Origin of the sequence: Paraburkholderia aromaticivorans (assembly GCF_002278075.1) — a bacterium.
Taxonomy (GTDB): domain Bacteria; phylum Pseudomonadota; class Gammaproteobacteria; order Burkholderiales; family Burkholderiaceae; genus Paraburkholderia; species Paraburkholderia aromaticivorans.
The window spans coordinates 3,893,669-3,908,394 of record NZ_CP022989.1 but is presented as its reverse complement, the minus strand read 5'-3'; the positions used below and the strand labels follow the sequence as shown (position 1 = coordinate 3,908,394).

General features: G+C 62.3%; 18 protein-coding genes. 14 read left to right on the top strand and 4 right to left on the bottom strand.

Annotated elements, in window-relative coordinates; genetic code table 11:
- Positions 1-38: 38 nt before the first annotated feature.
- From CJU94_RS17625 to dhaK, 8 genes are all read left to right on the top strand, one after another.
- Positions 39-1,370, top strand: a complete 1,332-nt coding sequence (locus CJU94_RS17625; protein ID WP_095419785.1) for an ABC transporter substrate-binding protein — start codon at positions 39-41, stop codon at positions 1,368-1,370.
- Positions 1,371-1,446: 76 nt separating this feature from the next.
- Complete coding sequence (locus tag CJU94_RS17620; protein WP_095419784.1) at positions 1,447-2,403, top strand: carbohydrate ABC transporter permease; 957 nt, start codon at positions 1,447-1,449, stop codon at positions 2,401-2,403.
- Positions 2,400-3,353 carry a carbohydrate ABC transporter permease gene (locus CJU94_RS17615; RefSeq protein WP_095419783.1) on the top strand — a complete coding sequence of 318 codons (954 nt, stop codon included), beginning with the start codon at positions 2,400-2,402 and terminating at the stop codon, positions 3,351-3,353. Before CJU94_RS17620 ends, CJU94_RS17615 begins: the two co-directional genes overlap by 4 nt.
- Positions 3,350-3,544 carry a hypothetical protein gene (locus tag CJU94_RS17610; protein WP_095419782.1) on the top strand — a complete coding sequence of 65 codons (195 nt, stop codon included), beginning with the start codon at positions 3,350-3,352 and terminating at the stop codon, positions 3,542-3,544. The genes CJU94_RS17615 and CJU94_RS17610 overlap by 4 nt, the downstream gene beginning before the upstream one ends.
- A 3-nt stretch (positions 3,545-3,547) precedes the next feature.
- Positions 3,548-4,651 carry an ABC transporter ATP-binding protein gene (locus CJU94_RS17605; protein WP_095419781.1) on the top strand — a complete coding sequence of 368 codons (1,104 nt, stop codon included), beginning with the start codon at positions 3,548-3,550 and terminating at the stop codon, positions 4,649-4,651.
- Positions 4,644-5,690, top strand: coding sequence for an ABC transporter ATP-binding protein (locus CJU94_RS17600; RefSeq protein WP_095419780.1), 1,047 nt, complete (start codon positions 4,644-4,646; stop codon positions 5,688-5,690). Before CJU94_RS17605 ends, CJU94_RS17600 begins: the two co-directional genes overlap by 8 nt.
- The gene (dhaL, locus tag CJU94_RS17595; protein WP_095419779.1) at positions 5,687-6,325 is read left to right on the top strand and encodes a dihydroxyacetone kinase subunit DhaL; all 639 of its coding nucleotides are present in this window, start codon (positions 5,687-5,689) and stop codon (positions 6,323-6,325) included. The genes CJU94_RS17600 and dhaL overlap by 4 nt, the downstream gene beginning before the upstream one ends.
- Before the next feature lie 14 nt (positions 6,326-6,339).
- The gene (gene dhaK / locus CJU94_RS17590) at positions 6,340-7,329 is read left to right on the top strand and encodes a dihydroxyacetone kinase subunit DhaK (RefSeq protein WP_095419778.1); all 990 of its coding nucleotides are present in this window, start codon (positions 6,340-6,342) and stop codon (positions 7,327-7,329) included.
- Between the two features lie 104 nt (positions 7,330-7,433).
- On the opposite strand, the gene CJU94_RS17585 is transcribed toward dhaK, so the two are convergent.
- A complete protein-coding gene (locus CJU94_RS17585; protein WP_095419777.1) occupies positions 7,434-8,690 on the bottom strand; it encodes a cation:proton antiporter in 1,257 nt (418 codons plus the stop codon).
- Positions 8,691-8,723: 33 nt separating this feature from the next.
- On the opposite strand from CJU94_RS17585, the gene CJU94_RS17580 reads away from it, so the two are divergent.
- Complete coding sequence (locus CJU94_RS17580; RefSeq protein ID WP_095419776.1) at positions 8,724-8,960, top strand: hypothetical protein; 237 nt, start codon at positions 8,724-8,726, stop codon at positions 8,958-8,960.
- A gap of 174 nt (positions 8,961-9,134) precedes the next feature.
- Here the strand turns inward: CJU94_RS17580 and CJU94_RS41435 are convergent, their stop codons facing one another.
- Positions 9,135-9,371, bottom strand: a complete 237-nt coding sequence (locus CJU94_RS41435; protein WP_167397502.1) for a hypothetical protein — start codon at positions 9,369-9,371, stop codon at positions 9,135-9,137.
- On the opposite strand from CJU94_RS41435, the gene CJU94_RS17575 reads away from it, so the two are divergent.
- Positions 9,268-9,669 carry a hypothetical protein gene (locus tag CJU94_RS17575; RefSeq protein WP_095419775.1) on the top strand — a complete coding sequence of 134 codons (402 nt, stop codon included), beginning with the start codon at positions 9,268-9,270 and terminating at the stop codon, positions 9,667-9,669. The two genes, CJU94_RS41435 and CJU94_RS17575, sit on opposite strands and share 104 nt — an antisense overlap.
- Positions 9,670-9,890: 221 nt before the next feature.
- The gene (locus CJU94_RS17570) at positions 9,891-10,298 is read left to right on the top strand and encodes a hypothetical protein (protein WP_095419774.1); all 408 of its coding nucleotides are present in this window, start codon (positions 9,891-9,893) and stop codon (positions 10,296-10,298) included.
- 18 nt (positions 10,299-10,316) lie between these two features.
- Here CJU94_RS17570 and CJU94_RS17565 read toward each other — a convergent pair whose 3' ends face one another.
- Complete coding sequence (locus CJU94_RS17565; RefSeq protein ID WP_095419773.1) at positions 10,317-11,156, bottom strand: hypothetical protein; 840 nt, start codon at positions 11,154-11,156, stop codon at positions 10,317-10,319.
- 275 nt (positions 11,157-11,431) lie between these two features.
- Between CJU94_RS17565 and CJU94_RS17560 the strand changes: the two genes are divergently transcribed.
- Positions 11,432-11,923 carry a hypothetical protein gene (locus CJU94_RS17560; RefSeq protein ID WP_244220864.1) on the top strand — a complete coding sequence of 164 codons (492 nt, stop codon included), beginning with the start codon at positions 11,432-11,434 and terminating at the stop codon, positions 11,921-11,923.
- Complete coding sequence (locus CJU94_RS17555; protein ID WP_095419771.1) at positions 11,923-12,141, top strand: hypothetical protein; 219 nt, start codon at positions 11,923-11,925, stop codon at positions 12,139-12,141. The genes CJU94_RS17560 and CJU94_RS17555 overlap by 1 nt, the downstream gene beginning before the upstream one ends.
- A gap of 165 nt (positions 12,142-12,306) precedes the next feature.
- Here CJU94_RS17555 and CJU94_RS17550 read toward each other — a convergent pair whose 3' ends face one another.
- Positions 12,307-13,098, bottom strand: a complete 792-nt coding sequence (locus CJU94_RS17550) for an alpha/beta fold hydrolase (protein ID WP_095420420.1) — start codon at positions 13,096-13,098, stop codon at positions 12,307-12,309.
- A 146-nt stretch (positions 13,099-13,244) separates the two neighbouring features.
- Between CJU94_RS17550 and CJU94_RS17545 the strand changes: the two genes are divergently transcribed.
- Positions 13,245-14,726: an HD domain-containing phosphohydrolase gene (locus CJU94_RS17545; protein ID WP_095419770.1), complete on the top strand. Its 1,482-nt coding sequence runs from the start codon at positions 13,245-13,247 to the stop codon at positions 14,724-14,726.

Sequence of the window (14,726 nt, the reverse complement as noted above, 5' to 3'; positions counted from 1 at the left end):
ATCAGGTTGGAGACCCGAGAAAGACAAGGAGAAGAGACATGTTACGTCTAACGTCAGCGAGGCTAGTGGCGGCAACCCTCATATCGCTGGGGCTCGGCACGGCAACGGGCGCGCACGCACAGGACAAGCAGTTGACACTCTGCTGGGCGGCATGGGATCCCGCCAACGCACTGGTCGAACTGTCGAAGGATTTCACGGCCAAGACCGGCATCAAGATGAAGTTCGAGTTCGTACCGTGGACCAGTTATGCCGACCGCTTTATCAATGAACTCAATTCGCACGGCAAGCTGTGTGATCTGATCATTGGCGACAGTCAGTGGATCGGCGGCGCGGCGGTCAACGGACATTACGTGAAGCTCAACGACTTCTTCACCAAGAACAAGATATCCATGGACGACTTCGTGCCGGCCACGGTGGTGGGATATTCGGAGTGGCCAAAGAATACGCCGAACTATTGGGCGTTGCCAGCAATGGCCGACGCGGTCGGATGGACCTACCGTAAGGACTGGTTTGCACGCCCGGAGCTGCGCGCGGAGTTCAAGCAGAAATACAACCGTGAGCTTGCGCCGCCCACTACGCTCGATGAACTCAAGCAGACTGCGGAATTCTTCCAGGGCCGAAAGATCGACGGCAAGACGGTCTATGGCGTGTATATCTTCACGGAGCGTGGATCCGAGGGGATCACGATGGGCGTGACCAACGCCATGTACAACTTCGGCTTCGAGTATCAGGATCCCAAGAAGCCCTATCACCTCGATGGCTTCGTGAACTCGCCAGGCGCGGTGAAGGGGCTCGAATACTACAAGGCCCTCTATAAGTGCTGCACGGCGCCGGGCATGACCAACGCCTACATGCAGGAAGGGCTCGACGCGTTCAAGTCGGGTCAGGTGGCGATGCAGATGAACTGGTTCGCGTTCTTTCCGGGGCTTTATAAAGACCCGAATGTCGGTGGCGACAAGATCGGCTTCTTCGTCAATCCGCGTGAGGTGAAGCAATACACGCAGTTGGGCGGGCAGGGCATCTCGGTCGTCTCGTACTCGGACCATAAGGAAGACGCGCTGGAATATATCAAGTGGTTCGCGCAACCCGACGTGCAGAAGAAGTGGTGGCAACTGGGTGGCTATTCGGCGGCCAAATCGGTGGTCGACGCCCCGGACTTTCCGAAGAGCGCGCCGTTTGCCCCCGCATTCCTGAAGTCGATGGCAATCGTCAAAGATTTCTGGGCAGAGCCGGCTTATGCCGAGTTGTTGCTCGACATGCAAAAGCGCGTGCACGATTACGTCGTGGCCGATAAGGGCACGGCCAAAGATGCGTTGGATCTGCTGGTGAAAGATTGGACCAAGGTCTTTAAGCAAGAAGGGAAGTATTAGCTTTTGGCCGGACTTGACTTGACTGGACCGGGGGCGGCTGAACAGCCTGTCTCCGGTCCGCCTGAAGGAGCGAGGCATGTTGGCAGATAAGCCTTTTTCACCCACCAGTCTCGATGGGGGTGCGTCGACGCGCATCGCGAAGCGGCTAAGCGGACTGTCGGATCGGGCCATCGCATGGCTGTTCATTCTTCCGACCATCCTGCTTCTGCTCGCGATCAACATCTTCCCGTTGATCTGGGCGCTTCGACTGTCGTTCACCAACTTCAAGTCGAACATGCCGAGCGTGCCGGCGCGCTTTGTCGGCATCGACAACTATGTCGACATTCTGACCGACGAGGATATCTGGTACGCAATGCAGGTGACCGCGCGTTTCGTGTTCTGGTCGGTCGGGTTGGAGGTGCTGCTGGGTTTCGGTCTTGCCTTGCTGATCAACCGGCAGTTTCGCGGACATAGCTTTTGGACCACGCTGATCCTGCTGCCGATGATGCTCTCGCCCGCGGTGGTGGGCAACTTCTGGACGTTCCTGCTGCAACCGCAAACAGGGCTTTTCAACGACATCGTCAGCTTCTTCACCGGCATCGCGCCGGGGTCGTTCCAGATGATCGGCGACGTAGCGCTCGCGCCGTGGACCATCGTGATGGTCGATACGTGGATGTGGACGCCGTACGTCATGCTCATCTGCCTCGCGGGCTTGCGTTCCATTCCCGACTATATCTACGAAGCGGCCGAAGTGGATCGCGCGACACCGTGGCGTCAGTTCTGGTCGATCACGTTGCCAATGACCATGCCGTTCCTGATGCTGGCGGTGCTGTTTCGCGGCATCGAGAACTTCAAGATGTTCGATATGGTGAATCTGCTGACATCGGGCGGCCCGGGCTCGGTTACCGAAACGGTATCGATCACGCTCAAGCGCGCCGCGTTCGAAAAGTGGCAGACAGGTTATTCGTCCGCGCTCGCCATCATCCTGTTCGTGACGGTATTCGGCGCGGCGAATATTTACGTGAAGGCACTCAACCGGATCAAACAGCGATGAGACCGACTACCACACAACATTCCGTGGTGGCGTCGTCCGCGCGGGCCAAGCGCTTCGCGGCCGCGCTCGTTATCACGTATGCGCTGATCGCCACGCTGCCGATGGTCTGGATCTTCCTGACGAGCTTCAAGACGCAGGAGGATGCGATAGCGTATCCGCCCGTCGTGCTGTTTCAGCCTTCCATGGAAGGCTATGTCAACCTGCTCACGATCCGCTCGCGGCAGACGCCGGAGTTCATTGCGAGCCTGCCGCCTGCGCGGACCTGGTATGAGCGTGAGGTACGCAAGCGCAACATGGTGATCGCCGGACCTTCGAAGGCCGTGCCGCGTTTCGTGAATTCGCTTGTGATTGGATTCGGTTCGACGTTTCTGGCGGTATTTCTCGGCACGCTGGCGGCTTACGCGTTTTCGCGTTTCAAGGTGCCGCTGTCCGACGATCTGCTGTTCTTCATTCTGTCCACACGGATGATGCCGCCCATTGCAGTTGCGATTCCGATCTACCTGATGTATCGCGCGCTCGGCTTGAGCGACAGCTATGTCGGCATGATCGTGCTGTACACGGCGGTGAATGTCTCGCTGGCGGTGTGGCTGCTCAAGGGTTTCATGGATGAAATCCCGCGCGAGTATGAAGAGGCGGCGCTGGTGGACGGCTATACGCGTTTGCAGGCCTTCGTAAAGGTGGTCTTGCCGCAAGCGATGACGGGCATTGCCGCTACAGCGATCTTCTGCCTGATCTTCGCATGGAACGAATACGCATTCGCTTCGCTGCTGACAAGCGGCGATGCGCAGACCATGCCGCCATTCATTCCATTCATCATCGGGGAAGGCGGTCAGGACTGGCCGGCCGTTGCAGCTGCAACCACCTTGTTCGTGCTGCCGATTCTCTTTTTCACCGTTCTGCTGCGCAAACATCTGTTGCGGGGCATCACCTTCGGAGCCGTGCGCAAATGAAACGCGAAGTCTTTCCGCCGCACCGCTGGCTGCTTCGTCGCAGGTACAGCGAGGGGGCGTCGACGGTATTGATCGGCCTAGGTGTGGCGATGCTCGTGCAGCCGTTTTCGTTGGCGCTGTTCACGTGGTCGTTTCCGGTGCTTCTGGTGGGCGCGCTTGCGTTCGTCGTCACCAGCCATTTTCCTGACTGAATCATGTCCACGATCGTTCTCGCTCATCTTCACAAGCGCTTCGACGATTTTGTCGCTGTGCGCGACACCAGCCTGACCATCGGCGCGGGACGCTTCGTCGTGCTGCTCGGGCCGTCGGGCTGCGGCAAGACCACGACGTTGCGGATGATCGCGGGACTTGAGCTGCCCACTTCCGGGCAGATCCTGATCGATGGTGAGGACGTGACCGCATTGCGCGCGCGGCAACGCGACATTGCATTCGTGTTCCAGATGTTTGCGCTGTATCCGCATATGACGGTGCGCAATAACATCGCGTTTCCGCTGAAGAACGAACACGTGTCGCGCGGCGAGATTGCCGCCCGGGTCGATGCGGCCGCGCATATGCTGCGCATCGAGAACATTCTCGATCGTAAGACCGGCGGCCTGTCCGGTGGCGACCGGCAGCGCGTGGCGCTCGGCCGCGCGATCGTGCGGCAGCCGAAAGCATTCCTGATGGACGAGCCGCTCGGCACGCTGGATGCGGACTTTCGTGAACTGATGTGCCTCGAATTGCGCAAACTGCACAACGCGCTGGCCGCCACCACGGTGTACGTCACGCACGATCAGAGCGAGGCGATGGCCATGGCGGACGATATCGTCGTGATGAACCAGGGTGAAGTGTTGCAGGCGGGTTCGCCCCATGAGATTTATCACTTTCCCGCAACAGTGTTCGTCGGCAACTTCATCGGCAGTCCACCCATGAATTTCCTGCCCGTCGACGAGGCGGTGACGGCGGGGCAGGAGCAGGTGAGTCTGCATGGCGCGGCGGTGTCCGTGCGGCGTTGCGAGGCCTCTGCCGCGCGCGTGTTGCTGGGCATCCGGCCAGAGCACGTCGTGATCGACGAGCACGGCCCGCTGCGCGGCCAGGTGATCGCCGACGAATACCTCGGCTCGCACCAGGTATTGGCGGTTGAAACCGCGCTCGGCGTCGTGCGCGTGCGGGCAGGCAAAGACGATGGTGTTGCCGCCGGCACGAACGTCGGTCTTTCTTTTCGGAAGGAACGCACGTTGCTTTATGACGCCGCTACGGAACGGCTCCTGCCGGGCGCGGCTTCCATGCTATCTGCCAACGGAGACGCTCATGGCTGAAGTTCAGCTACGCAATGTATCGAAGCGCTTCGGCGACATCGTTGCAGTGGACGACCTGTCGATCGACGTGAAAGACGGCGAATTCGTGGTGCTGCTCGGACCGAGCGGCGCGGGAAAAACCACGACGCTGCGCCTCGTCGCGGGACTGGAGCGTCCCGATGCCGGCGACGTGCTGATCGACGGCGCGCTTGCCACCGGCGTGCATCCTTCCGATCGCGATGTTGCGTTCATCTTTCAGCAATATTCGTTGTATCCGCATCTGACCGTGTTCGGCAATCTTGCGTTTCCGCTGCGTTCGCCGCGTCGCCGCAGCAGCGAGGAACAGGTGCGCGCGCGGGTGCACGCGGTCGCGCGGATGCTGCATATGGAAGCGAAGCTCGACAACATGGCAACCCATTTGTCGGGTGGCGAAATGCAGCGCGTCGCGATCGGGCGCGCGCTCGTGCGCGAGCCGAAAGTATTTCTGATGGACGAACCGCTGTCATCGCTCGATGCAAAGCTGCGTGAGGAATTGCGTATCGAGCTGAAGCGGCTGCATCGTACGATTGGCGCGACCATTCTCTATGTCACGCACGATCAGGTGGAAGCGACCACGCTGGCCGACCGCATCGGCATTCTTGAACACGGCCGTCTGGTGCAGCTCGGCACGCCGCGCGAGGTCTACGGTAATCCGGTTTCATTGAGCGCGGCGCAGCGGCTCGGTTCGCCGCCGATCAACCTGCTGCCACCCACGCTGTTCGATCCGGCAGCGGTGCCGACCGGCACCGCGACCGTGGCGATTCGTCCTGAAGACGTGGTGCTGCAAGAAGGCGACGCGCGCGATGCCCCCGGCAGCCGTCATGCGCGCGACGCGCTCGAACTGAAGGTGCTCGAATACTCGCCGCTGCGTCATCTGCTGATCATGGAGCGTGCCGGAACCGCGGTTGTGGCGACCACGATGGCCGAGCGCAATTTCAGCCCCGGGCAGTCGGTGGGCGTGTCGCTGCCCGCTCGCAGCCTCTTATATTTTCGTGCCGACGGCAGGAGGATCCCGACATGAACGGCAAAACGGTCATGGAGTGTATCGACGCCGCATACGCAGCGCTCAAAGAGCACACGGACGAGATCGCCGTGCTCGACCAGCAGATCGGCGACGGCGATCACATCTTCAATCTGCTGCGCGGTATGGAGGCCTTGCTCGCGGTGCGCCCGGACATCGAAGCGCAGACCTTGGGGGCCGCGTTGGAACTCGCGGCGAACAAGGTGTTGTCGACGGTCGGCGGATCATCCGGGCCGCTGTTCTTTTCGTTGCTGAACGGGATGGCGAAAGCATCGGCGAACCATCCGCTGGACGTTGCGGGCACCGCGCTGATGTTTGCGGCCGGCGTCCAAGCGGTCGGGCAGCGGGGCAAAACGGGCATAGGCAGCAAGACGATGATGGACGTGCTGATTCCCGTTGCCGCGCGCTTCAAGGAGCTTGCGGCGAGCGAATCCCCCGCGTTGCGAAAGACCGTACTGGAGGAATTGCCGCAGGTGGCCGAGCAGAACATGCTCGCCACCCGCGATATGCTCGCGACCAAAGGGCGGGCTTCGTTTCTGGGCGAGCGCTCGCGCGGTCATATCGACCCTGGCGCGCGTTCCAGTCAGATCATGATCGCCGCCGTGTGCGCGCATCTGGCGCGCGAGCCGGCGTGAAAGGAGACCAGGCCATGAAAAAATTCATCAACCATGTCGACGATTTCCTCGCCGAAAGTCTGGCCGGGTTTGCATCCGCGCATAGCGACCTGGTCGTGCTCAACAGCGACCCGGTGTATGTGCGTCGCAAGACGCTCAAACCGGGCAAAGTGGCATTGATATCGGGCGGCGGTTCGGGGCATGAGCCGTTGCACTCCGGTTTTGTGGGCCATGGCATGCTCGACGCAGCCTGTCCCGGTCAGGTCTTCACCTCACCGACGCCCGATCAGATGATGGCCGCCGCCGACGCTGTCGATACCGGTGCGGGAGTGCTATTCATCGTGAAGAACTATTCCGGTGACCTGATGAACTTCGAAATGGCATCGGAGATGTCGGAGATCCCAAACGCGATGGTGCTCATCAACGATGACGTGGCGGTGGAAAACTCCAGCTACACCACCGGGCGGCGGGGTGTCGCCGGCGCGGTGATCGTCGAGAAGCTGGTAGGCAGCATGGCCGAAAGCGGCGCCGACCTCGAACAGTGCAAGGCGTTCGGCGACCGCATCAACAAGCGCACCGCTTCGATGGGTGTGGCGTTCAGCAGTTGCACCGTGCCGGCCGCGGGAACGTTGACGTTCAAGATTGGCGACGATGAGATTGAAGTGGGCGTGGGCATTCACGGTGAGCCGGGCCGGCGCCGCGCCAAGTTCTCGGGCGCCGATGCGATTGCGGGGGAGCTGCTCAAAGCGATCGTCGATGACCTCAAGCCCCAGGCGGGCGCTGAACTACTGGTGCTCATCAACGGCCTTGGTGGAACACCGCTCGGCGAGCTGTACCTGCTTTTCAACTCGACGCGCGCGTGGCTTCAGCAACGCGGTCTGAAGGTGGGCCGGGCGCAGGTGGGCGCGCTGACGACATCGCTCGAGATGGCGGGTGCGTCGATTACATTATCTGTGCTGGACGACGAGATGGTCGGTCACTGGGACAGCCAGGTCCATACGCCGGCGCTGCGTTGGGGGATGTAGCGCGCGCCGGCTGCGAGAAAAGAAACAATCGGGACAACAGATGCTCAGGCGCAAGTTTGCGAAGCTCTTTCAAACGGATTCCACCTGCGCGAAGAGGCAGTGTTTCAGCCCGGTGCGGGATTCTTCTCGCGGGGACCCGGCGGCTCGTTCTCTGCTGCATTGTTGTTCAGCCGCGCAATCGCTGTCGCATAGCGCCTGATCCCGGGGAGCGCGGTGAGCCCGTGAGCGAGAATGCTGAGCAGCACCGTCGCTGTAACGGCAAGCTTGATGGTCGATTCGCCCGCCAGCTTTGTTTCCCCCTCGAGATAGACAAGTGCCAGCACGATGGACGCCAGCCCCCTCGGGCCGAACCAGCCCATGAAAAGTACGGTGGGCCGACTTAGCCCGGTGCCTCGCAGTGCTATCGCGACGGGAAGCATGCGAATTAACGTCAAGCTCAGCACGCCGTAGGCGAAGATCGCGAAGCTGAATTGTGTCCACTGTCGCGTGACAAGCAAGCCGAAGAGGAAGAACACAAAAAAGTTGAAGAGTTGTCCCCATTCCTCGGTGAACTCGACGCTGTGTTTGCCCACTTCGCTGAAGCCCGCCTGGGCAGAGAGCCCAGCAACGAATGCGGCAATGAACATGCTCGCGCCGGTGGCTTCCGATGCGAGCACGCAAGCGAGGGGCAACACGACCACGCCGAGTTGCGCAAGTGGTTCGGCCATCCACTCCTTGCGCCGTGCAAAGCCTATCAACCAGCCGCCTCCAAGCCCGATGCCCAGTCCTATCAGTGTGCCGTAACCGATCTGTTGGACGAGAACGCCGACGAGTACCGAGCCGCCGGCTTTCCCCTCCGTGGCGGCGGCCAATGCAATGAAGAACATCATGAACGGCACGGCGAGCCCGTCGTTCAGACCGGCTTCCACGTTCAATGCCTGTCGAACCCTTTGCGGTACCTGCGGACTGTTCACGATGACCTGTCCGAGCCCGGCGTCGGTCGGAGCCAGAATCGCTGCAAGAATGCCTGCTTCCCACAAGGAGAGTTTCCCGAGAACGCCCATCGCGCAGAGCGCGCCAAGCACGATAGTCAGCAGCATGCCGGCGGTCAGCAGGCGAACCGGCAGATTGACGCGCCCTTTGAGCATGCGAGGAGCGACCCGTGAAGCGTCGGCAAAGAGCGTCATCACGAGCCCCAGTTCGGCAACCAGCAACAAGCCCTTGCGGTCAAGCGCCAGTTCGGTCAGCACCTCGGGCGAGGCCGTCATCAGCACACCCGCCGCGGTGAACAGAATGGGCGCGGTGAGAATCGTTCGCTCCAGCCTCCGGGATATCAGGCTGTAGAGGAACACCAGTGAAATGAACGCGGCGAAAAGGACCATTTCGTGAAGTCTCCGTGTACGCCGTGTGAGCCCATGCTGCTTCTGGATTTCTCGGGCGGATTGATTGCCGCCACCGCGCTCGACCCGGTCGCAGCATGGCATACGCAGCGGCTACCGGCCGATTCCGCGCACACGCTTTCTGAGTCTGCGCGTGACGACGTCTTCGATCATTGGACTCCACACGGGCAGGTCACCATTGACCTGAGTCAACTCGCGCGTTTGTACCGGCGGGTTGGGGCCGCAATCGCGGCGCCCGCGGGCATTCCGTGAGGGACGCCCGCGAATGGCTTGCGGGGGGCTCCGATCGTGCAATTGTCTGGACGTTAGATGAACTGACTGGAAACATCGCCAAGCTACGCAGGGGACCCGTAACGCGCTTGGCTCCCGTGTGAACTTCCAGGCGGACGTTCAGCCGCGGTGTAGTATTCGACCATGTACGCGTTCTCACCCGGCCTCGACGGGATGTCGATTTGAAGCACCCACGGCGTGGACCGCAGTCTGGTTGAAGGGCCTGAAAACCGCCTTGACGAAACGCATGGTGGCATCGATCAAGACAACGGATTGATGGGAATAGATCATGTCAATCGAGTGGAAGCGCCGCGCCAGGCTTTTTATCCAGCGTTTCTGGCAGCCGACCAGCGCGTGCATGACCTGCATGCCGGGGAGCTGGGGCAATGTCATGAGCCTTGCCCACTGGACGATTGCATTCCATACCGGTCTGCTCACCGGACTTCTGGCCGTCCTTCTGACTTTCACCCCTGTGGGGAAACTCTACGCGCATCGATACGGCAATGCGCTTGTCGTCGGCGTCCTGACGGCGATAGGCGACGCTTATTCACACGCGAGTCACTACCGCATTCCGTACGTCGAGCACATCCTGACCGGGGCTATTTCAGGTCTCCTGGCGCTGGCTGCCTCGTATCTCTTCGAAAACCGCGCGCGTCGCCTTCGGGCGGCATGGGCTTGGGTATTCGGATAGCGTGTCTTTCGACTTCCTGAATCCTCCCTGTCGAAACGAGCACGTGCGATAAGCTGCCGGCGGCTCGGCTCGGCTCGGCTCGGCTCGGCTCGGCTCGGCTCGGCTCGGCTCAGACAGACTGGCGGCTGTCGGCCAACGACGTACCGAGCGGCGCGACGTTCAGCCTGTCGTACCTCAACCTGTACAGTCTGAAGCAGGAAACGGCGTCGTACTCGCAGACGATGGCCTTCATTCCGTTCGTCGTGCATGACAGCGACAATGACCAGTTCGCGTTCGATGCACCGAAGGAAGATACGAGGTACACCACGACGTTCAAGATCGGCACGACGGTTCAGATCGCCAACTTCCGCACGACCGTGTCGCGCTGTCATTCGGGCCACTACTATCCGGCTTCGCAGATCAACGCCGTGCTGACCGGCAAGGCGATCGACCTCGACTGCGAAGACACCAAAGACGGCATCATCCAGAACAAGACGCGCCGCACGTATCTGACCGAATACGGCATCGGGCTGAGCCGTTCGCTTGCGACGTCGACCGCGAAATTCGACTGGACGAATAGCGACTTCGAAAAGGACGGTGAGAAAGCGCCGGCCCGTTTCGGCAAACCGGCGAGCGACAAACCCATCTGAGTGTGGAGGGCACGCGCGTTACTTGCGCGCCCCGCAATCGACCCGCTCGAACGTCTTGCATCCCTGCTGCCGGCAGATGCGTCGGCTCGATATCACGATGGTCAGCGGCACATCCGCTTTGACATCGAAGCTCGCGGCGTTGCCCATGCCTTGCGAATGGCAAAACGCGTCCGCTGCAGGGGCGCCGCAATTGGCGGCCCAATCGCGGCACCAGTCGACGCGAATGCCTTCTCGATCGGGAAAGACCAGCGTGGGCGAGAAATAGGTGACGCTCCCATCCGGATTGCTTCGTGTGGTCATGTCGGAATGGACGAAGGGCGCCGGGCCGCAATTCATCTTGACCTCGGTGACGAAGCGCTGATCGTGGCTGACCCAGGCATGCACGCCGGTCGCGACCTGGCCGGCCGGGCAGTTTTCCTGCGGCAACGGTTGCCGCCCGGGCGGGCCGCCCGCGCCTGCGTAGCGCAAGACACCCGGCTCCTGCGCGTGAGGCGGCAGCAGCGAGCGGCACTGCGAGACCACGGCCGACGCGTAGGCGGCGTCGTTGACGAGGACCTTTTCCACTTTCCACGACATGAGGGCAGTCCCATCGGGACAGGTCTGCTGGTTTCTCGCCCCGCCCGTGCCGCCCGCCACCCGCGGGACGGATCGCGCCATCACCGACTGGACATTGCGCTCTTCCCAGTGCGCGCAGATGGGCGCGATGGAATCGATCCATGCCCCCGTCTTGCCGACCAGGCCGACCACGAATTCGCCGCTGCGGCACTCCATGGTGATCGGCGCCGTGAGTTCGGCATGGGGCGAAAGCGGCCACGTCGATATCAGAACGCCAATCCAGATCGCGAGGTATTTCCACATGAGCGCGCTCCCGTTACGATGCGGCGCCGGCCCGCTTTGACGCGTCCGCAAAAGTGCCGCTGCACGACGTTGCGCCGCCTTCCATGACTTGCGGATGTCTCACAGAAAGACGGGCCCGCCACCGTCCAATTACAACCCGGAACGGGCTTTCTCGTTGGCCTGATCGAGCCGCTGCCTGATGTCATTGGCGTCAATCACCGGCTGCCCGGCGTTGGCCCGGCTCGCCGTACGCGTTCGCTCGCACGGGGCCATCGCGGTGGGCGTGGTCCTCCGCGATGGGTGAAAGCTCTTCCGATTGCGCAAAAACCTGTATGAATGTACAGTATCTGGCGGCGTGTCGTAGCGGCGAGCAGGTACTATTTCGCGATAATCTTCCCGCCAGTCGTGAGACACGCGAAAGCGCATACGGAGAGAATATGTTTCGATTTTTCGGCTTGGGTGCAATGCTGTTCGCGGTGGCTTCGACGGGCGTGGCGGGTGAGCACTATGTCGAGATCTGGAACCCGCCGGAAGCGCGAACGGGCATGCCGCCCCGCGCGAGCGCCGTCCGCAGGCCGGCGGCCGGCAAACGCGTTGGTGCGCGTGCCGTGACAGTGCACGCGCGGCGCGCGCCGGCGCCGGTGGCAAAGCTCGCAACGAAAACTGACATGCAGGAAAACGCGCCTGTGCACGCACCGGATATGTCCGGAATTCCGCGGCAGATCACCCCCGAGGGCAATGTGTTGCGCGTGAGTGCCCGCGGCGTCAAGGCTGAGGTGATGCGCTGATGGAATCCGAGACTTATCACGGCTACACCGTCTGGGGCCACGCCATCCTGCAGCAGGAGGGCATATTGCAGCCGGAGCGGTACGGGGCGAGCGGAACTATTACGCTAGCCGGCAAACTGATCGAGGCGTCGGGCATTCTCGCCCACTTCGATACCGAAGAAGAAGCGCAACGCGCAGGTCTGGAGTGGGCGCGTGCCTGGATCGACAGCCACGGGTGATCAGCGCAAAAGAGGGGCGCACGGGCCTCGCTCATTGCGGCTGGTCACTGCCAGTGACGGGGAATAACCCGGGAGAATGACCCGGGAGAATGACCCGGCGCTGGCATTCGGCGTGACAGCGCGTCGGCGTATCGCCCGCCGTCATCGGCTGTCAACCCGTCGTCCTTACTTCGCCGCACGAGCCGCCGTGATAATGGCCGCCGCGACTTCGGTCGGCTGCGAGAGCATGGCGACGTGGCTCGCGTTGAGCTTGACCACCGTGGCGCCGATCTCTTGCGCCATGGCTGTCTGCAGGGGCGCGGGGATCATGCGGTCCTTCTCCGTCAGCACGTACCACGACGGCTTGGTGTGCCATGCCGCTGTGGCCACCTTGTCGTCCATGCAACCGGCGAACCAGGGGCCTTGCGTCGCGGCTACGATACGGGCTTGAGCGGGCGGCAGGTCCTGCGCGAAGTCCTTGACGATCGCGTCGGTCGACAGTGTCAGGTAGCCGGCGGAGTCCTTCTGCAACTCCGCTGCCCACGAAGGCGCGGGCTTGCCTTTGAGTATGTCGTCGATCGACTGACCGTTATCCGGCGCGAATGCCGCGACATAGACGAGAGCCTTGACCTTGTCGTCGTTGCCCGCCTGGGAAATCACCGCGCCGGCCCACGAGTGACCGACCAGAATGACGGGCCCGGTCTGTTGCTCAATGACACGATGCGTCGCCGCCGCGTCGTCGTCGAGCGACCTGAGGGAGTTTTGCACCGCCACCACGTGCAGGCCTTTCGCCTCCAGCAGCGGAATCACCTTGTTCCAGCTCGAGCCGTCGGCAAATGCGCCGTGCACGAGCACGACGCTCTTGCCTTTGAGATCGTCGTTCGGGGCGGCCGCGCTGGCCGGTGTGAGGGCGGCCAGCGGCAGCAAGCCTCCCAGCATGAGCGCGGCAGCCAAACATTTTTTGAGCAGGGTATTCATAATGTCCATCCTCTTGATCAGTTTCGTTGGGGAGAATTACTTGCGGATTGGAGGATGCGCCGTTCGGGCGACTTCCTGTATCGGTCGAACGACCGATCCGACCCGGCCGGGCGCAACGGACAGGACTGACCACAAGGTCGAAAGCCATGCATGACATTTCTGTAATCCGCGTGCTGGACGCGGTCAAGGCGCTGGCGTTCATCGGCGACCTCAGCATGGGGCAGCCAACCGACCATTCGCCGCGCACCGGCTGGCTCGCGGCGCGGCTCGCGGCGCAGGCGGGTCTGGACGAGGTGCAATGCGACGTGGTCAAGGAGGTGTCCCTGCTGAGGTGGTCGGGCTGTACGGCAAACGCGACCGGTTTTTCCGACTGGCTCGGTGACGACATCGGCGGCCGTGCGGCCATGCTTGCCATGCGGCCGGACTGGGCCGGCGGCGACGCAGCAGCGGCGCAAGTCGGCGCGGCAATCTTGCCGCTCGCGCAAATCCACTGTGAAGTTTCCGGCGAGGTGGCTCGCATGCTGGGGCTGGCTAGCGCGACGCAGGAGGCGCTTCGGCGTATTTTCGAAAGTTGGGATGGCGGAGGTTTCCCCGACCAGCGGCCGGGGCGAGACGTTCCGCAGGCGGTGTTCATGGTTGCCGTGGCCGGGGATCTCGAGATCCTGAGTCGGGTGTATGGTCTCGAGCGAGCGCAGACGCTGATCGCGCAGAAGGCGGGCCGCCAGTACCCGGCGGAGTTGGCGCGGCTCGCCTGCGCGCGTGCGGCCGCCTGGCTCGACGAACTCGACGCTTCGGTCGCGCAGCGCCGCGACGAGCCCATGTGCACGGATGCGATGCAACTTGCCTGTGCGCCGGAGATCGTCGCCGATGTCATCGACCTGAAGCTGCCGTGGATGACCGGCTATTCACGTCGCGTGGCCGAAACGGCCGCCGCCTGCTGCGTGCGTTCAGGCATGAGTGAGGAGGCGCGGCGCAGCACGTACATGGCGGGCCTGATCCATGGCATGGGACGCATGGCGGTTCCCAACGCGATCTGGAACACCGCGGGCGAGCTTTCGCGAGCCGCATGGGAAAAGGTCCGGCTCGTTCCGTATTGGACGGCGCGTGCCGGCAAGCAGATCGAAGGTCTGGCCCGGGAGGCGGAGATCGCGTCTTTCGCGTATGAGCGTCTTGACGGTTCAGGCTATTTCCGCAGCAGTGGCGGTGATGCGATCGGGCGCGAAGCGCGGGTCCTCGCGGTCGCCGCCGCGTGGGTGGCGCTGCGTTCGGCTCGCCCGTGGCGGCCGGCTTTGTCGCCGGACGAGGCCGCCGCTCTGCTCATCGGGCAGGCGCAGGCGGGGCGCTTCGACGCAGAAGTGGTCAAGGCCACGGTTTCCGCGGAGCTCGACGATTTCCCGGCGGCTGCCGAACCTGAACGTGCGCGCAGCCCGAAAGCCGGGTTGCTCTCGCCGCGAGAAACCGAAGTGCTGAAACACATCAGTCTGGGGGCGAGCAACAAGGAGGTCGCCCGCATTCTCGACCTGAGCCCGAGTACCGTGCGCACGCATGTGGAAAGCGTCTTTCGCAAGCTCGAATGCTCCACCCGAGCCGCGGCTACCCTAAAGGCTTCCGCGCTCGGCTGCATCTAG